Below are 19,961 nucleotides of genomic sequence, written 5' to 3'. Positions count from 1 at the left end.
TCAATCCAGGGTGATCTTGAGATCGGTGATCAGCTTCTGCCAGCGCGTCGTCTCGTTGCGCAGCAGTTCGGCGAACTGCGCCGGCGTGTTGCCCACGGGCTCGACACCGAAGTCGATCAGGCGCTTGCGCACGCCCGGCTCGTTGATGGCCGCGACCACGGACTTGTTCAGCGCATTGATGACGTCCGGCGGCGTGGCGGCCGGCACCACCATGCCGACCAGCGCGGCAGCTTCGACATTCTTGATGCCGAGTTCGGCGAAGGTCGGCACGTCGGGCAGCTGCGGCAGGCGCGTGGCGTTGGCCACGGCCAGCGCCTTGACCTTGCCGCCCTTGATGAAGCCGGCGCCCGCAGCCATGTCGACCATCATCGCCGGCACCTGGCCGCCGGCCACGTCGGCCAGCGCGGGCGCTGCGCCGCGGTAGGGCACGTGGACCATGAACACCTTCGACTGGACCTTCAGCAGTTCCATTGCCAGGTGGTGCGGGCTGCCCGCGCCGGCCGATGCGTAGTTCATGCTGCCGGGCTTGGCGCGCGCCTGCGCGATGAAGTCCTGCGCGCTGGCGATGCCGCTGTTGGCGCCCACCACCAGGATCATCGGGAAGCGGCCCATCAGCGCGACCGGCGCGAGGTCCTTCGTCGGGCTGTAGCTGAGCGACTTGTAGAGCGCGGGGTTGAACACCATCGTGCCGTTGTCGGCCGACAGCACCGTGTAGCCATCGGCCGGCGCGCGCGCCGTTTCGGCCGCGGCCAGCGCCGTGTTGCCACCCGGCTTGTTGTCCACCAGCACCGGTTGGCCGACCTGCGTCGACAGCGTCTGGCCAATGGTGCGTGCGAGGAAGTCGGAACCACCGCCGGCCGCGTACGGCACGATCCAGCGGATCGGCTTGGCGGGAAACGTGGCGGGCTGAGCAACGGCATGGGTGGCCGCCCACAGCGGCAGGGCAAGCATGGCGCAGGCGAGGTATTTCTTCATCGTGTCTCTTTCGGCGTTGTACGGTCTTGGGGGAAGAACTCTTGCGTAATCGTAGTACGCAGTGCGTAATTCGAGCCTCCGTGCCAACCCTGATGCCACCCGTTCGTCCGATGCCGACTACGAAGAAACCCGCCGCCCTGCCCTTCGACCCCGCACCCCCGCGCGACCGCGAAAGGCGCCAGCGCGTGCAATCCGCCGAAATGGGCATGGCGGTGCTCAAGGGTCTGGCGCGCCTCGGTGGCCGTGCGAGCCTGACGGCGCTGTCGGCCCACGTCGGCGAGAGCCCCGCCAAGGTCCACCGCTACCTGGCGAGCCTGGTGGAAGAGGCGCTCGTCGTGCAGGACAGCGGCTCGCAGCACTACCACCTCGGCGCCGAGGCGATCCAGATCGGCTTGGCCGCCATGCGGCAGGCCGACCCGATCCGCGTGGCGGAGCCAGCGCTGATCCGCCTGCGCGAAGCGCTGGAGGTGACCTGCTTCGTGGCGGTGATGGGCAACAAGGGGCCGACCATCGTGCGCTTCGAGGAGCCCGGCCTGCCGGTGACGGTGAACGTGCGGGTCGGGTCGGTGCTGTCGATGCTGTGGTCGGCCACGGGCCGGGCGTTCCTGGGCTTCCTGGACGAATCGCGCGTGCGTGCGATGGCGGAAGAGGAACTGATGGCGGCACCCGCCGAACTGCGCCGCCAGCTCGATCCCGAGGACCCGCTGGGCGTACTGCGTTCGGAGATCCTGGCCGCCCGGTGCGCGCCGGTGCAGGACACCTACCTGCGCGGCATCAGCGCGGTGGCCGCGCCGGTTTACGACTACAACGGTCGCGTCTGCGCCGTGCTCACCGCGCTGGGGGCCAGCGGCGGTTTCGACCCATCGGCAGGGGGGCCGATCGCCGCGGCGGTGCGGCGCGAAGCCGCGGCGGCCAGTGCTCTGCTCGGGCACGGCACCGCGGCGTCGACGGGCGCCGGCGCCTAGCCGACGATGCCGAAGCGCGCCAGCTCGAACACCGAGTTGGGCGCGTTGGGGCGCGATGGCTTGACGGCCGCGCGCAGCGGCTCGGGGCGCTTGGCCGCGGGCTCTTCCTGCGAATGCAGCTGCACGCCCAGCGCGATCTGGTCCTCGACCAGCTTCTGCAGATTCACCGAGTCCAGGAACTCGACGACCTTGCGGCTGAGCGAATCCCACAGTTCGGGCGTGGCGCAACGCTGGGCGTCGTCTGCGGCCTTCGTGCGGCTCTTGGCACCGGCGTCGTCCGCCGGGCCATCGACCGCGAACAGGATATCGGCGACGGTGATCGACGCGGCGTCGCGGCCCAGGCCGTAGCCGCCGCCCGGGCCGCGGGTCGACGAGACCAGGCCATGGCGCCGCAGGTCGGCGAACATCTGCTCGAGGTACGACAGCGAGATGCGCTGACGACGGCTCAAGACAGCCAGAGAGATCGGGCCCATCTTGCGATGCAGGGCGACGTCGATCATGGCAACGACCGCAAGGCGGCCCTTGGTACTGAGGCGCATGGTGTTGTTCCTTTCTGGCGCGGGGTCGATGGATGGAAGCGCGGCTTACTCTTCGCGGCTGCCGCCGATGCCCAGCAGCATCAACAGCGACTGGAAGACGTTGTAGAGGCTCAGGTACACGCCCAGCGTGGCGCTGATGTAGTTGGTTTCGTAGCCGTCCTTCACGCGCTTGAGGTCATGCAGGATGAAGGCCGAGAAGATGCCGATGGCCAGCACGGACAACGTGATCATCAGCGCGCTCGACTGGATGAAGAAGTTCGCGATGCCCGCAACCAGCAGCAGGATGGCGCCGATGAAGAGCCACTTGCCCATGGACGAGAGGTCGCGCTTGATCACCGACGACAGCGTGGCCATGCCCAGGAACACCGCGCCGGTGCCGGCGAAGGCCGTCATGATCAGTCCAGCACCGTTGGTCAGGCCGAGCACCGAGCCCACCAGACGCGAGAGCATCAGCCCCATGAAGAAGGTGAAGGCCAACAGCACCGGCACGCCGGCGGCCGAGTTCTTCGTCTTCTCGATGGCGAACATGAACCCGAAGGCGCCGGCCAGGAAGACAACCATGCCGATGCCGGGCGACATGGCGCGGGTGATACCCGTGGCGACGCCGACCCAGGCGCCCAGCACCGTGGGCACCATCGACAGGGCGAGTAGCCAGTAGGTGTTGCGCAGCACCTGGTTGCGCTGCGCCGGGGTGGCCAGGGCGCCATGGGCGCCGTAGCTGGAGAGGGTCTCGTTCATGTTATGTCCTTGATGGAAAGGGAAAGAGTCGAAGTGGACTGTAGGCCTATCGAGCCTTCGAGAAAAGTAGAATTTTCGGCATCATTACTTCGCTTAAAGCTTAGTATCAAGGCTGAACCATGAATTTCAAGCACCTCTATTACTTCTGGGCGGCCGCCAAGGCGGGCGGCATCGTGCGCGCCGGCGAACAGTTGCACATCACGCCGCAGACCCTGTCGACCCAGATCAAGCTGCTGGAGGAATCGATGGGCTGCCACCTGTTCCAGAAGCACGGGCGCGGCGTCGAACTCACGGCCGAAGGCCGTACCGCGCTGAGCTATGCGGAGCAGATCTTCACGCTCGGCGCCGAGCTCGAAGCGGCCGTCGGCAACAAGCGCGGCGGCGGGCGCACCCTGCACTTCCGCGTCGGCATCGCGGATGCGGTGCCCAAGGCGATGGCCTACCGCCTGCTGGAGCCGGCGCTCTCCGTGTCGGAACCCGTGCGGCTGATCTGCCACGAAGGCCACTTCCGCGATCTGCTGGGCCAACTGTCGGTGCAGCGGCTCGACCTGGTGATCGCCAACGAGCCGATGGGCAAGCAGACCAGCGTGAAGGCCTTCAATCACACGCTGGGCATCACCGGCATGAGCTTCTTCGCCGCGCCTGCACTCCGCCAGACGTTGACGCAGCCCTTTCCGCAGTGCCTGGACGGCGCGCCGATGCTGATCCAGGGCTCGGGCTCGGCCATGCGCCAGCGGCTGGACCTCTGGCTGGCCGAGCACGCCCTGCGCCCCCGCTTGATCGGCGAGTTCGACGATGCCGCATTGCTTAAAGCCTTCGGCGGCGAAGGCCGCGGCGTCTTCATGTCGCCCACGGTGCTGGAAGAGGAAACCTGCGTGCAGTACGGCGTCGAGGTGGTGGGGCGCGCCTCGGAACTGGTCGAGGAATTCTTCGGCATCTCGGTGGAACGACGCATCACGCACCCCTGCCTGGCGGCCATCACGCGCGCGGCGCGGGTGCAGTTCCCGCGCAAGTGACTCCGGCGCCAGGCGCTGCGGCTTACCATCCGCCCATGGTCTCCTGCCGCACGCCGCCGTCGGTGCTTCTTCGCCTCTTCATTTTCAGTGCTGGCCTGGCCCTGGCCGGCTGCGCGAGCGGGCCGCCGCCGCCGCGGCAGCCGGCGCCCATCAGCTACCGCGCGCTGTCGCCCACCCAGGCGCAGGACATCGCGATCCACGCACTGGGCCTGGTCGGCACGCCCTACCGCTACGGCGGCAACACGATCGATGGCGGCTTCGATTGCAGCGGCCTCATCAGCTACGTCTACCGCACCAGCGCAGGTGTCTCGCCACCGCGCACGGTGGCACAGCTCGCCGGCTTCGGGCAGCCGATCGACACCCGCGAACTGCGCACCGGCGATCTGGTGCTCTTCGGCGGAGGCCGCCCGACGCATGCCGGCATCTACGTCGGCAACGGCCAGTTCGTGCACGCGCCGTCGTCCGGCGGCGATGTGCGGCTCGACACGCTCAGCGGACCGTACTGGTCGCGACAGGCGCTGGCCGTGCGCCGCCCCTGAGGCGACTGGGCCGGGGACGCCGCGCGCGGCGTTTGGCCATCGAGCGTTGGCAGAGGCGATGTGCTGTCTATTCGGACGTTTGAACGCACCCTCTTCGCGTTAGCCTTGATGCCGACACAAGGCCACACAGACATGCACGTCCACCGCCTGCCCCGATGGCCGGCGCCTTCGCACTTTCGACCCGATGAACGCACCTTCACTTCACCCCATCATTCGTGATGTTGCGGGAGAACCCCATCCCCTCGCAGCCGCCCTCGCGGCGATGACGGGCCAGCCGCTCAGCGCGGTCGAGCGCGTGCTGCGCGACGCCGACAGCACACTGAAGCGGCTCACCCGGCGCACCGGCCCCACGTCCATCGAGGACGCCGCGCACCTGGCGTTGCTGCGCTTCGGCCATGCGCCCTCACGGCTCTACTGCGACGCCAACCGCCGGAGCCGACTGGGCGACGTCCTGGCCGCATACGCCGGGACGCCCGGGAACGCGCCGGAAAAGCTGCTGGTCGTGCAGGAGGACGGTGTAGTGCACGCCATTTGCGGCCAACGGCTCTCCGGCGCGCAGTGCTCGGCACCGCGGGCCCTGGCCATGGAGATCGTCGACCGGCGGCTCGACATCGAGGCCCGGGTCGTCTTCGCCTTGAGCTTCGTGGCGCGGGTGGATGTGCCGCTGGCGCAACCCGATCACGGCTTCCTGGAAGCGACCGCCATCGCCGCCTATGCGCTGGCCGAGGCCTACGACATCGACCTGCTGCCGGCGGACTGGCCCTACTGGAGCATCGCCTTCCCGCAGGACCTGACGGACGGCGCACCGGGCTCCGCGCGGAGGCTGGTGTGCGGGGAGTACGAGTTGCTCACCACCGTCAGCCAGCATGTTCGACAGCACGTCGCTGCGGTGGAGTCGGCTGCCAGCGTGCTGAAGGCCTACTCCCTGGCGCAGCGATAGCAGGGCCGGGAGTCGCTCGCAGGCGCACGCCGCGACCGAAGGGCTCAGCTCTCAGCCGACCCCGTGGCCCACGCCGGCGGCGGTGTGGAGACCATCTTCGCCAGCATGCAACCGCGCTGATACGGCACACCGAACTGGCGTTCGAGCTCTGCGGCCAATTCGTCGGTGAGCTGCCCGGCGTGGTCGCTGTCCTTCATCTCGCCCGACAGGAGCACGCTGAGATCGGCCGCGCGGATGCCCAGCCGCATCGACGCCTGGGCGTGCCAGATCGTCACGGCTTCGAACGTACCTTCGATCAGGAACATCAGCAGAACCGGCGGCGGAGCGCGCCGCCGGTCCTTGTGGCGGTGCAGGGCGTCCCAGGCGTGGCGCACCGGAATCGGGCTCTGGTCGTCCCCTGCCGCATGGAGCAGTTGCTCTGCGAAGTCGTTGCATTTCGCCGACTCGGGCTGTGCGCTCCGCAGCCGAGGATGCACGGTGACGTGATCGACGGTGTCGTTCGGCATCCGCAGCGCCACCGGCTCACCGCAATAGAAGTGACGTTCGAGGAAGTCGCCCAGCGCCCCGTAGTCGATGGCGTCGTGGTCGACGCGGTGCCGCACCCGGCCGCACCACGCCATCGGCTCGGACAGCTCCGGACAGATCCACAGCCCTGCTACCAATTGAAAATCGCTTCTCATGTCATGCCTCATGCGTTTGATTGTGATTCGCTATCGGACGTTTGCAGTGACCGCACGTCGGCCCAACCGCGCGGGGCCGCAAGCAAAGCAGACCGGTCGACAGCAACTTGGCGCGCCGGCACTGCGAACGACTACTTCTGCATCGATAAAACCATGCGCCTGGCTTGGCTAAAGATTGAAACCGGTTACACAATTGTGCGAAGACGTAACCCGTATGCACTACTTTTCGGCAGCCCAGGCGCGAACTTGTAGGACCAAACTGACGGAGAACGTGCTGTTTCGCACGCTTTGCCGGAGTGCTTACCAGATGGTTAACAAATGTAAAACTCCCATGGTCTACTTACTTCAAGTGATCCAACAACGGAGTTTTCAAGTGGATATCGAATCGAGCAACGACGGTGCCGTGGCTGACATGCACAAGGAGATCGGCGACATCAATCTGGCCTACATGCTGCTGGCCCAGAAGCTGGTGAAGCAGGACAAGGCGGCCGCGATGTTCCGGCTCGGCATCGGCCGCGAACTGGCCGACCTGCTGGGCAGCATGTCCCTCTCGCAGATCGTCAAGCTGGCGGCGTCGAACCTGCTGCTGTGCAGCTTCCGGCTGGAGAACAAGCCGATGCTGACGGTGGCCGCCGACGACAAGAGCAGCGGCTTGCAGCAAGCGCACATGTCAATCCTGATGGCTGCGCGCCAGATGCGCGAGACCGCCGTCCGCTTCGTTTGACCGTCGCGCTGGCGGCGCCTGACCTCAACCTCGCACGAAAGACGCGGCGACCAACACGACGGTCAGCGCGACACCCACGCGGATCACATAGCGGCCGAGCTTGGCGGCGAACGGATCCTGAGGCTGCAACGAGGCGTGGCTGGTGTTCATGGGGCGGGACTCCGGAGGGTGAGCGATGCGGCGTGGCGGCGCGTTCGAAGCATCCCACGCAGAGGGCCGGACGCATCGCGCCATCAGCGGCTGGAAGACCTCTCACTTCATGGTCGCCACGCACTTCAAACGTGCAGAAATTCACGAAAACGAGCAATCACCGTCGAAAATGCAAACCTAAGAACTACATTCTTGCCGAGTTGTTACAGAATCCGGGCCGGTGACGCTTGTCATCGAATTCTTATCCGCGCCGTGCAAGCGGCGTGCATTCAACGAACTGCCCGGCGTGTCCTTTGGCGCGCAGGGCTGCCTGCTGAGCCATTCGAATGTCCAAGTTCTTTCCCCGGGGCCGCTACGACGACGAACCCGACACCGTGCCGTCGCGGCTCGACGCCCTCACCCTGCACAGCCGCCTCGAGCAGCGCGAGCAGTACCGCGACGGCTGGCGCCGCAACCTCTCGATCATTGCACTGGTGCTGATCGGCGCCTTGGTGCTCACCTTTCTGCTGCGTTGACCGGGGGGGCCGGTCCGGGCGCCCGTGGACGCGTCACCACGGGCCAGTAGCCGGCGGCGCTCAACTTCTTGCCGGAAGTGCCGATAAAACAGAAGCGAGATGGCGCGGCCCTCTCATCTGTCCGGAGCAACAACCTGATGAGAGCAGCCTTCCCTGCCACGCACGCGTCCCGCCCAGGGCAACACGCCGTCGCCCTGTTGCCGTCCGAATGCCTGGCGTTCCGATTGGACGAGCGGGCCTACGGAATCGACATGCGACAAGTGCAGGAACTGCGTGGCTACGGCGCGGTGGCGAGCCTGGGATGCCCGACCCCACAGCGGCAGCGCTGGCTCGAGCTGCGCGGTGCGATGGTGCCGTGCATCGACCTGCGTCGCGCCCTGGCGCTGCCAGTGGCCGACAAGACGCCCACCGTGGTGGTAGTGGCGGCACTGGATGCGCGCCTGCTGTGCTTCACTGCCGACGGTGTGCTCGGGGTGCGCTGGAGCGATCCGATGCAACACCCGTCCAGCGCGGACGCGCTCACCCTGGACCTTCGCACCACCGACGACGACACGCTCAGACTGCTGCACCTCGACCGGATTCTCGCAGCCGATGCGTTTGACGCCTTCACAACGGTGCCAGACACCGACCGCTCGCTGGCAGGGGCGCACGCAGCCAGAAGCGGCGAAGGCCCGGTTCAGTGGCGTGCCACGGACAACAGGCCGTCGATGGCCTGAACCACCCCGTGCTTCGAATCCTCGGTGGCCGCGCCCTCGGTGAGCAGCGCCCGGATCAGCGACAGCGTGTGAAGGAGTTCGGCCTCCATGTCGGTGAGCAGGGGGATCAAGTCGTAGTGGGGATATTGGCCCCGCGCGCCCAGGGGACGGCCAGGACCGGAAAGGTCGACAGAGTAGCCGTCGCGAACGGCTTCCGCTTGAGTTTTCATGGGAGGGCTCCTCGGGAAGTTGAGCGCTGCCCCGGAGGCTCCGGAGCCTGCTTGCAGCGTTATGCTGCCACCGCTGGTGCGCAGGGCACGTCAGCCGCTTGCACCAGTTGCTTGAGGCGTCGCCCCATGCGTTCGACGCGCGCCTGTTTGGCGTGGGCAGCGGCGGTCGCGTCGTCGACGAACCCGAAGGACAGATCTTCAGCGGGTGCCTGGGAGGCGTTGGCCGACAGAAGTTCGTGCTCGGGCAGCGCGTCGCGCAGCACCGCAGTCAGTCCTTTGGAAGACCAGGAGGGAGAGCATGTAGGCGTCATGTAATACATTGTGCCTACACTTTCCTGCCGTCACAAGATGGTCAACACATTGTTGACTCGTCGTGGGACTTTTTACCGCCTTGCGGCCCTGCACTTGGCGGGCGTTCTCAATCGAATTGAACGCGCGTTGCAAGGAGCACACCCCGTACTACCTGCCCCCCGGTCACTGTCACCGACACGCCTTCGCGGAGCGAGGCGGCCGTGCCATTCACGAAGGTGACGGTCGGACCGCTCGCATCCACCGGTTGCCCTTTGACGCGGAAATCGGCGACCGACACGAAGCGCCCGACAGGCCCGATCAGTGTGAAGGACGATGGGCCGCCGGTGCCGGGAATCTGCTTGATCCGCAGCGTCGCCGCCCGCAGCACACCACCCGACACGGTGCCGGCGACTTCGACCTCCACACCGTTGCCGAGCGACGCCATCGGCCCGCCGGTCACTCGGGCGGCCGAGGCATCGACGGGCAGACCGAGCAAGCGGAAGCTGCCGAGCGCGCTGAAGTCCGTCACCACGCCGCCCAGCTCCCGGCGCACGCCATCGCGCAACGAGACCGGATACCAGCGTTCGATCGACGTGGCGCTCAGCACCCCGGCCGCCGGCGCCGCTGCGGCACGCACCCGGACCAGCGCGCCGTCGCCCACACCGCCGGGCAACTGGGCCACCGGAATCGCGCGATAGTCGATCGTGAGACCGCCGAGCACGAAGCTGCGCCGGACCGGATCGAGCTGCTCCAGCGCTCCGGTGACGATCGGCAGCTCGGTGCTCCGTTGCTCGACACGCGTCGCCCGCAGCCGGCCCGGGCCGGCCGGCAGGCCCCAGACCTGGACGATGGTGCCGGCAGGCACGGCCGACAAGCCCGCCGCATCGCCCCAGACGGTCCCGTCGTCGCTGAGGACGGTCTGACCGGCGACGATGAAGCGGCCGGTGCCCAGGTCGACCGCCGACAGCCGGCCGCGCAGTTCCGCCGCCGAGTCGATCCGCTGGGCCACGCCGAGCGTGAAGTCGGCATTGGTCGGGCCGATCACCCGCGCCGTCATGCCTATCTGCAGCGTGCTGGCGTCCTGCAGCTGGACCAGCGCGCTGTCGGTGTCGTAGCGCACGCCGTTCACGATGATGCTGCCCACGCCGCCGACCCCGCCGACCCCGGCATCGCCCGAATCGCCCGCATCGCCGGCCGACGCCGACGCGCCAGTGCCGCCGGAGCCGACGCCCGAGCTGTCGCCGGCCGACGCCGTCGACGTGCCGCCGTCGCTACTGCCTGCGCTGCTGCTGGCCGACGATCCGCCGCCGCCGCCCGAGCCACCTCCGTCGAGGGTGGCGCCTCCCGAGAAGCCGTCACTTCCCTGCGTCGACGTGGCCGACAGCCCCCCGTCGCCGCCGCCGCCGCCCCCGCCCCCGCCCCCGCCGCAGGAAAGGAGCAGGGCGATCGAGATGGCGAGCGACGCCCGCTGCAGAAAGGTCTTCATGTCGGTGCGCTCGTCGGCTCGGGGACCGCGACGCCGGCGGTATCGGGCGACGCGTCCTCGAAGTAGGTGTAGATCCCCACGCGGATGCGCCCGGTCGCGGCGTCGCCGCCACGGTCGACCGCCTGCCGCATCTCGTGGGCCAGTTCATGGTGCAGGTGGCCCCAGCGCCTTCGCACCAGCTGGTGGATGGCTTCGCAGTCTTCCAGACTCAACCCGTCGGCGTAGACAGCACGTTCGAGCATCGGCGACCCTTCGCGCAGCACGTTCGCCACGGCGCTCTGGAGGTGGTCGCGTCCGTTGTCAGCCAGATAGGCCAGCATGCCGCGCAGGTCGTTGGCCGGCACGAAGCCCTCGGCCCGGAGTTCGGCCTGGCCGTCGTGCTCGGTGGCCATGCCCAGTCGCACCAGCTCGTCCAGGATGGCGCGATGGTGCAGATTGCCGCGGCTCGCCAACCACGCCATCGATTCGAAAGACGGTGTCTTGCCCTCCACCGTCACCGGCAGCCGGCGCAACGCCGGGTCGTCGGCGACCATCTGGAGCCACAAGGTGAGGGTGCGCGCAGCCGGCGAAGACTCGGTGGCCGGCAGTACATCCGAAGGCGCCCTCACCCGGGCGGTGACCGCCTTGCGGTTGAGGCCGGTGGTGACCGAGAGCTGGCTGATGTTGGGGCGGATGCCCCGGGCGTGCCAGGACCGGCCCGCCTCGTCGAGCAGGAGATCAACCAGCAGGCCCTGCAGTTCGGCATGCTTGACGCCCATTGCGAGCGCCAGCCGAACGATCGGACGAAGGATCCGGCCGCAGGCGGCGAGCGTCAGGGTGCGTTGCTGGGTCATGCCATGCCGATGCGAAGACAGCCGCGGCTCGCGACGCGTCAGGCCGACGCGTGGTGCCGCGCGGCCTTGGAGCGGCTTGCCAGCAAGGGCGAGAAGGCGCTGGCGAACCAGGACGTTGCAGGCTTTTCTGTGAGGCGCCGGGGCTGCGCTGGCAGAGCCACGGTCTCGACGTCGACGGCTTCGGGGCCGGTGAGTACCGCTCGGCGACAGCTCTCCATCCGGCGACCAATCTGAACCAGCCTCAGCGAAGCACCGGGCTCCAGACGGCGCAGGGCGTCCAGGGCGGCCGCGTACTCGTGCGTCAGATGGGCCCACTCGCTGAAGGCGGCCCCCATGGTGAGTTGATCGGTGTGCATCGTGCCTTTCTGGCTGTGGCTTATACGGCAATGTCTCGCTGTCAGATTCTATGTGAATATTTCACATCTGATGACATTCGAGGCCTCGCCGCGGCGCCCAGCCGCGCACACGTGGCGCTACACCTGCTCGCCCACCGCCATAGTTAGGAGGCGTTCGCCGTAGGCCACGCGCAGGGTGTCGTGCATCTGCTCGAGCGTGTGCAGCCGATCCACCTCCTCTGCGCTGGGCCCATCGCCGCTGCCGCACAACCGGTCGCCGAGCGACTCGATCAGATCGGTGCGATGTTCCGTGAGCAACGCAGCGCAGCGCGCCAGGGCTTGGCGCAGCTCATCCAGGGTCTGAACGACGCTCATCGCGCACAACTCCGGGCGCCAGCAGACCGTCGCGGTCGGACAGCGAAGGAAAAGAAAGGGACATTCAACATGCAAACACCCTATGGGAAAAGATCACATTCAACAATCGGAGAGGACGCCATCGCGTTGAAACTCGTGTGACATTTGTTGTGTTTTGCAAATCATCTCGGCGGCGATGGCCGTCGCGCTCGGTCAATCACCGTGAACGCACGCATCGGTGATGTGCTTGAACACCCCTGCGCGAATGCCCGCGTCCGCCGGGGGGCAGGCTCCGCGCTTCAGAACTGGCGCGCGCAGCCGATATGCAGGGGCTGGCTTCAGAAATCCGGCACACCATGTCCATTGAAACTCTGCCCCATCAGGCCGACACGGATCGCCTCGCGCTCCGCTTCCAACCCATCGGCGACCTGCATCGGGTCGCGGTGGTGGGCCACCATTTGCGCCTGCCGGATCGGTGGGGCGAGCGCCTGCGCGCGGGTGCCGCATCGGGCGGCCCCGCCGCAGGGTGGCCGGCCTTCGATGCAGAGACCACCGCCCCGCTGCTGATCGTGGCACTCGGTGCGCGGGCGCTGCACGATGCGGCGGCCTGCCCGGCCGCGCGGTGGGCCCAGCGGCTGCTCGCCGAACTGGACGCCCTTCACAGCACGCTGGTCCTCGATGTGAGCGCTGCCGCCCGCCCGGACGCAGGTGCCGACCTCGGGACAATCGTTCAAGCCCTGCGGCGGCAAGGCATCCGATGGGCCGTCGGGCAGCTCGGCGACGCACATTCCCACCTCGGGCTGTGGTCGGAGCTCGGCCCCGACTACCTGCTGATCGACAGTGCCTTGACGCGCGGCGTGGCCCGGTCCATGCGCCGCCTGGAGATCGCTCGCGCGGTGGTGGCGCTCGGGCACGCGATGGGCAGCACGCTGATCGCGACCGAAGTGGCGGCTCTCGACGACCTGGCCGCCCTGCGCGACATCGGTGTGTCTTACGCACAAGGGCCGCTGCTGGGCGTGCCCACGTCGCGACCCACCAAGGCGGCCCTGGACGCCGCGGTGCAAGATGCGTTGCACGGGCCCGCGCCCGACATCGGCTCCCCCGCGGCACAGGAATCGTTGAAGACGGTGCTGCGCAACCTGCCGGTGGTGCACGCGCCCACGGTGCAGTGGCACACCGCCAACGACGAGGTTTTCGCCCTCTTCGAGTCGCGCATGGACCTGCAGGCGCTGCCGGTGGTCGAGGGCGAGCAGCCGGTCGCGCTGATCGGCCGGCTGGCCTTCATGAATGCCTATGCCCATCCGACCTTTCGCGACACCGCGGGCCGCGCGTCTTGCCGGGCGCTGGCCAACCCGTCACCGCACATCGTGGAACTCGACGCCGAGGTCCAGGAACTGGTCGCCACGCTCATGGCCTCGGACCAGCGCTACCTGACCGAAGGCTTCATCGTGACCGAGGACGGCCGCTATGCCGGGCTGGGGCGTGCCGACCAGCTGGTTCGCGCGGTGACCGAGTTGCGCGTGGAAGCCGCGCGGCATGCGAACCCGCTGACCTTTCTGCCCGGCAACATTCCGATCAGCATCCACATCGAGCACCTGCTGATCGAGAACATCGCCTTCGTTGCCTGCTACGGCGACCTGAACAACTTCAAGGCCTTCAACGACCACTACGGCTACTGGCGCGGCGACGAGATGATCCGCCTGCTCGCCCGCATCGCGGTGCGCAACGCCGACCCGAAGCGCGACTTCGTCGGCCACATCGGCGGCGACGATTTCCTGGTTCTCTTCCAGAGCGACGACTGGAAGCAGCGCTGCCTGCGCATGATCGACCAATTCGAAAGTGCCGCGATGCGCCTCTACGACGACAGCGAACTGGAGGCCGGCGGCATCGAAGGCGAAGACCGCCATGGCGTGCTTCGATTCTTCGGCTTCACCACACTGTCGATCGGCGCCTTGCTGGTCGCACCGGGCGACTTCGAAGACGCGCAGGACGTGGCGAACGCGGCCGCACTCGCCAAGCATGAGGCCAAGCTGGGGGCCACCGGACTGACGGTGCGCGAGGTCGGCGGCCCGGCTGCATAAGCATCGTCGCTACACCATCGATTGAAGGTCGGCTCGCTCTCTCCTTTCTGGCCCGCGCCGAACAGCAGGAGAAAGTCACGCAGCGGTCTCAAGCATCTTCGGCAGAACAAGCCGGAAAGTGCAGCCGCATCCCGGCGCGCTCTGAAGCGAAATTCGGCCGCCGTGGCGCACCGCAACGGCCTTGACGAACGCCAGGCCGAGCCCCGCACCTGGGGTGCAGCCAGGTGGGCTTGCACCACGCTCGAAGGGCTCGAAGATCGCCGCCTGCTTGTCCGGGCTGATACCAGGCCCCTGGTCCTGCACACGGATCGCCCAGCCATCTTCATGCGGCTCGACCGCGCAAATGATCGCCGAGTGCATGGGTGCATGGGTGAGCGCATTGCCCAGGAGGTTGTCGATCGCTCGCGAGACCAGATCCCTGTCGACTCGGCCGTGCGCTTCTGGCAGGCTTGCCGATGCCAGGATCACCTGGATTCGACGGCGTTGGCGTGCCTCCCAGGTGTCGTCGATGCATTCGACCAGGATGCTCGCAAGATCGCAGCGCCCCAGGCGATAGGGCTGCGAACGCGCCCGAGCCAGCTGGATAAAGCCCTCCGACAATGCCAGCGCCTTCTGGGCGTGCCGCCCGATCCGCTCCCTGAACTGCGCCGGCGACATGGTTGCGGGGTCGTGCCGGTCGAGCTCCAGCAGCGTCAGGATGGCCGATTGCGGCGCGCGAATGTCGTGGCTCATGAAGTGGATGGCTTCATCGTGCTGCCGCTGGGCCTGGCTTATCTCGGTCACGTCGACAAGGCTCAGGATCCAGCCGGCGTGCCACCCGTCGGCACGGAGCGAAGGCGCATGCTTGACCAGCAGGTCGCGGCCCTCGTGGTCTCGGGCGGACACCGTCCCCGCGCAAGGGCTCTGCGACAGCGATTCGGGTGTGACCACCGGCCGCTGGTTTTCGGTCGAGTGCACGCGCTGCAAGAGTTCGATCACCGACATGTTGCTCATCGCCTCGCTCGATGCGGCATGGAAATAGCGCGCCGCGGCCGCGTTGGCCAGGCCCACGCTTCCTTGCCGATCGCACACCAGTGTTGCGTCGGGCAGGCTGTCGAGGGTGTCGCTCACGAGGCGGTTCAAATCGCGCAGTTGTCGCGTGGCGCGGGACAGCGTCTTGATGCGCCGGTCGAGAAAGTCGCCGGACGGGCGTGTTTCCTTCCAGGGCGCCGGCGCGATGTTCGCGCTCTCGCGCAAATGCATGGAAGCCTCGATCAGGTAGCGCGCGGCGGTATTCAGGCGGCTCCAACTCCACAGCGCATACGAGGCACTCAAACCCAGCAGCCCTGCCATCGGACCGAACTGAAGATGCAGCAGCGTTCTGCCGACCGTGGAGATCACCAGCAGCGCCAGTGCCAGTGCAACGGTCAGCAGCAACGCGGACAACGGCTCGATGAAGGCCATGCCGACCAGCGCCAGCACTACCACCGACACGTTCAGGCCTGTGTTCAGCCAGGGCGGCGCGATTGCCACCTCGTGCTCGCCCAGCAGGCTGTCGAGCACGTTGGCGTTGACCTCGACACCCGCCATGGGTTGCTCGCGGTCGGCAGCCGGTGTTGCATACAGACTGCCCAGTTCCGCGGCGGTGGGTCCCACCAGCACGTACTTGCCACGGAACGTGTCGTGCGGCACCGCGCCCGTGATCACATCGATGTACGAGATCCGGCGAAAGTGCCCGGGCGGCCCGGCAAATGGCACGACCATCTTGTGCGAGCGTCGCCAGTCGAGCCACCGGCCCGAAGGCGGCGTGTGAGGCGGCACCTCCTTGTCAAGGCTGCCCGGCACATCCGCGGAAAAGCGGTCCGGTGCCCCGACCTGCAGCATGGCAAGGCTGAAGTGATCCAGTTCGAAGTCGCGCAATCCCTCGCGCAGGTAGACGTTGCGCAAAACGCCGTCTTGGTCCACGGGCAGGCGATCCAGGCCCAGGCGCTTCGCGCTTCCTGCGAGCCTGCAGACCGGACCGAGGGTCAACGGACTGTGGCCGTAGCCTTGGAGCGCCATCGTCGTTGGCAAGACGACGCGGCCGCTTCGCTCGAGCGCGCCCGCGAGCACCCTGCCGTCGTCGGGGAATCGCTCGTCGGGTTCCGCGAACAGGATGTCCAGCCCGATCACGCGCGGCGCGTCTTGCATGAGGCGATCGATCAGAGCGGCATGCGTCGTCTTGCGCCACGGCCAGTTGCCCAGCGCGGCAAGGCTGGGCTCGTCGATGGCAACCACGATCACGTCGCTCTGGCGCACGTCGCGGCCTTGCGACCTGACCAGCGCGTCTTGCAGCATGAGATTGGGCCGCAGTACCAGCCCCGAGACATCCAGGCCGATGACGAGCGCGAGGGCAAAGCTTGCGAGTGCAGCCCAGCGGATCCAGCGTGCGCACCAGTCATGGCCGTACGTGTTCAGGGTCGAGAGCTGGGGGGACGAGCGGTTGCTGAAAGCTGGAGGAGTCGCGTACATATGAGTTCGGGGCCGTCGCAAAAGACGCAGGCCGTGAAGCTCGTCATCTCAGGGATGCACCTTCAAGAGGTGCGACGTGTACAAATCAGTGCATCAATCTTGTATGCAACATAGAAATCCCAATTTTGTACGTCAGGCCAGCAAACTTCATGCCGGGGCGAGGCGGCCCGCGGCAGGACGCGCCTGAACCCGGTGTGCTGTCGAAAAGGGCTCTTGCCGCCGCCGGGACGCGACCGTCTTCACGAGGCCAGGCCCAGACCGGCACCGTCGGCCCGAAGGCTCGAGGGGGCGATGGTTTTCCGCCGGTCGAATGGCTGGCCGGCGCGCGTTTGGACAAGTACCACCACAAGGTCGTGCGGAGCGGACGGGGCTCGCTCTTTCGCTACGGAAGCCGCCATCCTCAGCGAGGGGAATTGCCAGCGCCACGTCGCGCGCCTGCGTGAACGCATCACCGAAGCGACGGCTCGAAGTGGTCGCGCTTCAACGTCGGAGCGGTGGGTGATCCGCGCTTGGCGAAATCATTGAAAGCGGTATTGCAGCGGATGGGATGAGGTTGCGGCCGAGACGGCCTTGATGCGGGCGCGATTCAAGATCAAGCCGTCTTTCTGGCGGAGAGTGTGAGATTCGAACTCACGGACGCTTTCACGTCGGCAGTTTTCAAGACTGCTGGTTTAAACCACTCACCCAACTCTCCAAGGCTGCGTCTTTGCGACGCAGCGCTGTGATTTTATGCGGGCATTCGCCCGGGGATGGGGCGGCGCCTGAAGAATCTACGCGTCCGGCAGAAAGAGCGTCTGCAGATCGCTCAGGAAGTCGAGCCCGCGTTCGGTTGGCCAGGCATGCCACAGGTCGCGCAGCAGCAGCCCCTTCTTTTCGGCCTCTTCCAGCCCACGCTGGATCGCGGTGATCGACAAACCAGTGCGTTCGGTGAATTGCGCGAGGGTGAAGCCTTCGCGCAGCCGAAGCGCGTTGAGCATGAATTCGAAGGGGAGTTCGGCGATGGCGACTTCGTCGCTCTGCGCCACGGCGGCGCCGGCGAGCGCCTGGGCCATGTAGCGTTGTGGCTCGCGGTAGCGCACCTGCCGCACCACCCGGTGCGCGAAGCTCAGCTTGGTGTGCGCACCCGCGCCAATGCCCAGGTAGTCGCCGAACTGCCAGTAGTTGAGGTTGTGCGCGCAGCGGTGCCCCTCGCGCGCATACGCCGACACCTCGTAGCGCGTCATGCCCAGCGCGGTCGTCGCCTCGGTGATGCGGTCGAGCATGGCGTAAGCATCGTCGTCTTCGGGCACAACGGGCGGAAACTTGGCGAAGTAGGTGTTGGGCTCGATGGTGAGGTGGTAGACCGACAGGTGCGGCGGCGCGAGCGCCAGGGCCTGTGCCAGGTCGGCCTCGAGCTGCGCCGGCGTCTGGCCGGGCAGCGCGTACATCAGGTCGAGGTTGAAGGTATCGAAGGCGCTGGCCGCTTCTTCCACCGCCGCAATAGCCTGGGCGCGGTCGTGCACGCGGCCGAGCGCCTGCAGGTGCGCGTCGTTGAAGCTCTGCACGCCGACCGACAGGCGCGTGACGCCCGCGCCGCGGTAGGCGCGGAAACGGTCGCGCTCGAAGGTGCCGGGATTGGCCTCGAGCGAGATCTCGCAGTCCGGCGTCAGCTTGAGGCGTGCACGCAGGTCACCGATCAGGCGGTCGATGGCTTCGGGTGAGAACAGGCTGGGCGTGCCGCCACCGATGAAGATGGTGTGGACGGTGCGGCCCCAGATCAGCGGCAGTGCGGCGTCGAGGTCGGCCACCAGGGCATCGAGGTAGCGCTGCTCGGGCAGCGGCTCGCCACCGGCGCGCCACTCGTGCGAGTTGAAGTCGCAGTACGGGCACTTGCGCAGGCACCAGGGCAGGTGCACGTAGAGCGACAGCGGCGGCAGCGCGGCCAGCTGCAGCGGGCCGGCGCGCATCAGGTGCAGCACGTCGTTGGCGTGCGGCGCGCCGGGCTCGACGGCCGCGGCGATGGGCATCGACGCTTTCACATCCAGTGGGCGCGCATCAGCGCCAGCATGGCTCGCGCGGCCTGGCCGCGGTGGCTGTGCGAATTCTTCACGTCGGGCGAAAGCTGCGCGAAGGTCTTGCCGAGGGGGGGCAGGAACATCACGGGGTCGAAGCCGAAGCCGTTGTCGCCGATCGGTTCGCGCGTGATCTCGCCCGGCGCGCGGCCGACGGCGATCAGCGGTTCGGGGTCGTCTGCGCTGCGCACGGCCACAAGGGTGCTGACGAGCGCGGCGCGGCGGTCGTCGATGTTCGCCATCTGCTCGAGCAGCGCGCGCACGTTGTTGGCGTCCCCCTTGGGGTAGCCGAACTGGGTGGCGTAGTGGGCCGTGTCGACGCCCGGCAGCCCGCCGAAGGCGTTGACGCACAGGCCCGCGTCGTCGGCAATGGCCGGCAGGCCGGTGGCTGCGGCGGCATGACGCGCCTTCGCCAGGGCGTTCTCGACGAAGGTGCGGAAGGGTTCTCCCGCCTCGCCGACGCCCAGTTCGGACTGCCGCACCAACTCAACGCCGAGCGGCGCGAATAGGTTCTGCAGCTCGGCCAGCTTGCCGGCGTTGTTCGATGCCAGAACGAGTCGCATGCCCTGCCCGTCGCTCAGGCGGCCAGCGCCTGCTGCTGAAGCAGCACCAGTTCGCCGATGCCCTTCTCGGCCAGACCGAGCAGCAGGTTCATCTCTTCGCGCGAGAAGGCCGCGCCCTCGGCCGTGCCCTGCACTTCGACGAAGTGGCCGGCGCCGGTCATCACGACGTTCATGTCGGTGTCGCAGGCCGAGTCTTCGATGTATTCGAGGTCGAGCAGCGGCGTACCTTGCACGATGCCCACCGAGATCGCCGCGACCTGGCCGCGGATCGGCGACGCCGTGATGGCGCCGCTGGCCAGCAGCTTGCCGACCGCGTCCTGCGCCGCCACGAAAGCGCCGGTGATGGCCGCGGTGCGCGTGCCACCGTCGGCCTGGAGCACGTCACAGTCGAGGTGGATGGTGCGTTCGCCCAGGGCCTTCAGATCGAAGACGGCGCGCATCGAGCGGCCGATGAGGCGCTGGATTTCCTGCGTGCGGCCGGTCTGTTTGCCCTTGGCCGCCTCGCGGCTGCTGCGGGTGTGGGTGGCGCGCGGCAGCATGCCGTATTCGGCCGTCACCCAGCCTTCGCCGCTGCCCTTCTTGTGCGGCGGCACCTTCTCTTCGACCGAGGCGGTGCACAGCACGCGGGTCTGGCCGAACTCGATGAGCACGGAGCCTTCGGCGTGGATGGTGAAGCCACGGGTGATGCGCACGGGGCGCAACTGGTCGGCGGCGCGGGCGCCGCTACGGATGAAATCGGTCATGGGCGGAAAGAGAGGAAAGAGAGAAGCG

23 protein-coding genes and 1 tRNA gene are annotated in these 19,961 nt (G+C 67.4%); 8 read left to right on the top strand and 16 right to left on the bottom strand.

The genetic code is table 11. The features are described 5' to 3' along the window. The gene (locus ACSFBE_RS07705) at positions 1–951 is read right to left on the bottom strand and encodes a Bug family tripartite tricarboxylate transporter substrate binding protein (RefSeq protein ID WP_435490001.1); all 951 of its coding nucleotides are present in this window, start codon (positions 949–951) and stop codon (positions 1–3) included. Positions 952–1,085: 134 nt separating this feature from the next. Here ACSFBE_RS07705 and ACSFBE_RS07700 point away from each other — a divergent pair, with 134 nt between their 5' ends. Beyond that, on the top strand, positions 1,086–1,940 hold the full coding sequence (locus ACSFBE_RS07700; protein WP_435489791.1) for an IclR family transcriptional regulator: 855 nt from the start codon (positions 1,086–1,088) through the stop codon (positions 1,938–1,940). Here ACSFBE_RS07700 and ACSFBE_RS07695 read toward each other — a convergent pair. Together ACSFBE_RS07695 and ACSFBE_RS07690 are read right to left on the bottom strand one after the other, a co-directional pair. After that, positions 1,937–2,479, bottom strand: coding sequence for an Rrf2 family transcriptional regulator (locus ACSFBE_RS07695; protein ID WP_435489790.1), 543 nt, complete (start codon positions 2,477–2,479; stop codon positions 1,937–1,939). The genes ACSFBE_RS07700 and ACSFBE_RS07695 overlap by 4 nt on opposite strands. A 45-nt stretch (positions 2,480–2,524) precedes the next feature. Then, entirely contained in the window at positions 2,525–3,217 is a 693-nt protein-coding gene (locus ACSFBE_RS07690) for a Bax inhibitor-1/YccA family protein (RefSeq protein ID WP_435489789.1), read from the bottom strand. A gap of 119 nt (positions 3,218–3,336) precedes the next feature. On the opposite strand from ACSFBE_RS07690, the gene nhaR reads away from it, so the two are divergent. The 3 genes from nhaR to ACSFBE_RS07675 all read left to right on the top strand — a co-directional run bounded on the left by nhaR (position 3,337) and on the right by ACSFBE_RS07675 (position 5,712). Further along, positions 3,337–4,233 carry a transcriptional activator NhaR gene (gene nhaR, locus ACSFBE_RS07685; protein WP_435489788.1) on the top strand — a complete coding sequence of 299 codons (897 nt, stop codon included), beginning with the start codon at positions 3,337–3,339 and terminating at the stop codon, positions 4,231–4,233. A 35-nt stretch (positions 4,234–4,268) separates the two neighbouring features. Then, entirely contained in the window at positions 4,269–4,772 is a 504-nt protein-coding gene (locus ACSFBE_RS07680; protein WP_435489787.1) for a C40 family peptidase, read from the top strand. Between the two features lie 184 nt (positions 4,773–4,956). Continuing rightward, positions 4,957–5,712, top strand: coding sequence for a hypothetical protein (locus ACSFBE_RS07675; protein ID WP_435489786.1), 756 nt, complete (start codon positions 4,957–4,959; stop codon positions 5,710–5,712). A gap of 44 nt (positions 5,713–5,756) precedes the next feature. On the opposite strand, the gene ACSFBE_RS07670 is transcribed toward ACSFBE_RS07675, so the two are convergent. Beyond that, a complete protein-coding gene (locus tag ACSFBE_RS07670) occupies positions 5,757–6,404 on the bottom strand; it encodes a hypothetical protein (RefSeq protein WP_435489785.1) in 648 nt (215 codons plus the stop codon). Between the two features lie 400 nt (positions 6,405–6,804). Here ACSFBE_RS07670 and flhD point away from each other — a divergent pair, with 400 nt between their 5' ends. Next, positions 6,805–7,116, top strand: coding sequence for a flagellar transcriptional regulator FlhD (flhD, locus tag ACSFBE_RS07665; RefSeq protein WP_435490000.1), 312 nt, complete (start codon positions 6,805–6,807; stop codon positions 7,114–7,116). A gap of 24 nt (positions 7,117–7,140) precedes the next feature. Here the strand turns inward: flhD and ACSFBE_RS07660 are convergent, their stop codons facing one another. Beyond that, on the bottom strand, positions 7,141–7,266 hold the full coding sequence (locus ACSFBE_RS07660) for a hypothetical protein (protein ID WP_435489784.1): 126 nt from the start codon (positions 7,264–7,266) through the stop codon (positions 7,141–7,143). 326 nt (positions 7,267–7,592) lie between these two features. Here ACSFBE_RS07660 and ACSFBE_RS07655 point away from each other — a divergent pair, with 326 nt between their 5' ends. Together ACSFBE_RS07655 and ACSFBE_RS07650 are read left to right on the top strand one after the other, a co-directional pair. After that, complete coding sequence (locus tag ACSFBE_RS07655) at positions 7,593–7,781, top strand: hypothetical protein (protein WP_435489783.1); 189 nt, start codon at positions 7,593–7,595, stop codon at positions 7,779–7,781. Positions 7,782–7,918: 137 nt separating this feature from the next. Further along, positions 7,919–8,497, top strand: a complete 579-nt coding sequence (locus ACSFBE_RS07650; RefSeq protein ID WP_435489782.1) for a chemotaxis protein CheW — start codon at positions 7,919–7,921, stop codon at positions 8,495–8,497. Here the strand turns inward: ACSFBE_RS07650 and ACSFBE_RS07645 are convergent. The 6 genes from ACSFBE_RS07645 to ACSFBE_RS07620 all read right to left on the bottom strand — a co-directional run bounded on the left by ACSFBE_RS07645 (position 8,458) and on the right by ACSFBE_RS07620 (position 12,026). Then, positions 8,458–8,706, bottom strand: a complete 249-nt coding sequence (locus ACSFBE_RS07645) for a hypothetical protein (RefSeq protein WP_435489781.1) — start codon at positions 8,704–8,706, stop codon at positions 8,458–8,460. The two genes, ACSFBE_RS07650 and ACSFBE_RS07645, sit on opposite strands and share 40 nt — an antisense overlap. A 59-nt stretch (positions 8,707–8,765) precedes the next feature. Beyond that, positions 8,766–8,969: a hypothetical protein gene (locus ACSFBE_RS07640; protein ID WP_435489780.1), complete on the bottom strand. Its 204-nt coding sequence runs from the start codon at positions 8,967–8,969 to the stop codon at positions 8,766–8,768. 155 nt (positions 8,970–9,124) lie between these two features. After that, the gene (locus ACSFBE_RS07635; RefSeq protein ID WP_435489779.1) at positions 9,125–10,483 is read right to left on the bottom strand and encodes a DUF5666 domain-containing protein; all 1,359 of its coding nucleotides are present in this window, start codon (positions 10,481–10,483) and stop codon (positions 9,125–9,127) included. Next, positions 10,480–11,316, bottom strand: a complete 837-nt coding sequence (locus tag ACSFBE_RS07630; RefSeq protein WP_435489778.1) for a DUF6502 family protein — start codon at positions 11,314–11,316, stop codon at positions 10,480–10,482. Before ACSFBE_RS07630 ends, ACSFBE_RS07635 begins: the two co-directional genes overlap by 4 nt. Before the next feature lie 38 nt (positions 11,317–11,354). Beyond that, a complete protein-coding gene (locus tag ACSFBE_RS07625; RefSeq protein ID WP_435489777.1) occupies positions 11,355–11,672 on the bottom strand; it encodes a hypothetical protein in 318 nt (105 codons plus the stop codon). A gap of 117 nt (positions 11,673–11,789) precedes the next feature. Continuing rightward, positions 11,790–12,026: a hypothetical protein gene (locus ACSFBE_RS07620; RefSeq protein ID WP_435489776.1), complete on the bottom strand. Its 237-nt coding sequence runs from the start codon at positions 12,024–12,026 to the stop codon at positions 11,790–11,792. Between the two features lie 335 nt (positions 12,027–12,361). Here ACSFBE_RS07620 and ACSFBE_RS07615 point away from each other — a divergent pair, with 335 nt between their 5' ends. After that, a complete protein-coding gene (locus ACSFBE_RS07615; RefSeq protein WP_435489775.1) occupies positions 12,362–14,086 on the top strand; it encodes an EAL domain-containing protein in 1,725 nt (574 codons plus the stop codon). A 75-nt stretch (positions 14,087–14,161) separates the two neighbouring features. Here the strand turns inward: ACSFBE_RS07615 and ACSFBE_RS07610 are convergent, their stop codons facing one another. From ACSFBE_RS07610 to rph, 5 genes are all read right to left on the bottom strand, one after another. Further along, positions 14,162–16,576, bottom strand: a complete 2,415-nt coding sequence (locus tag ACSFBE_RS07610; RefSeq protein ID WP_435489774.1) for a CHASE2 domain-containing protein — start codon at positions 16,574–16,576, stop codon at positions 14,162–14,164. A 606-nt stretch (positions 16,577–17,182) separates the two neighbouring features. Continuing rightward, positions 17,183–17,270 (bottom strand) — tRNA-Ser (locus tag ACSFBE_RS07605). Positions 17,271–17,346: 76 nt separating this feature from the next. Beyond that, a complete protein-coding gene (gene hemW / locus ACSFBE_RS07600) occupies positions 17,347–18,582 on the bottom strand; it encodes a radical SAM family heme chaperone HemW (RefSeq protein WP_435489773.1) in 1,236 nt (411 codons plus the stop codon). A gap of 8 nt (positions 18,583–18,590) precedes the next feature. Continuing rightward, a complete protein-coding gene (rdgB, locus tag ACSFBE_RS07595; protein ID WP_435489772.1) occupies positions 18,591–19,190 on the bottom strand; it encodes an RdgB/HAM1 family non-canonical purine NTP pyrophosphatase in 600 nt (199 codons plus the stop codon). Positions 19,191–19,204: 14 nt separating this feature from the next. Continuing rightward, positions 19,205–19,933, bottom strand: coding sequence for a ribonuclease PH (rph, locus tag ACSFBE_RS07590; RefSeq protein ID WP_435489771.1), 729 nt, complete (start codon positions 19,931–19,933; stop codon positions 19,205–19,207). Between the last annotated feature and the right edge of the window lie 28 nt (positions 19,934–19,961).

The sequence above is a fragment of the Variovorax sucrosi genome, from assembly GCF_051216635.1.
In the GTDB taxonomy this organism is placed as follows: domain Bacteria; phylum Pseudomonadota; class Gammaproteobacteria; order Burkholderiales; family Burkholderiaceae_C; genus Variovorax.
Note: the sequence above shows the minus strand (reverse complement) of the source record. Positions and strands in the feature narration are given on the sequence as shown.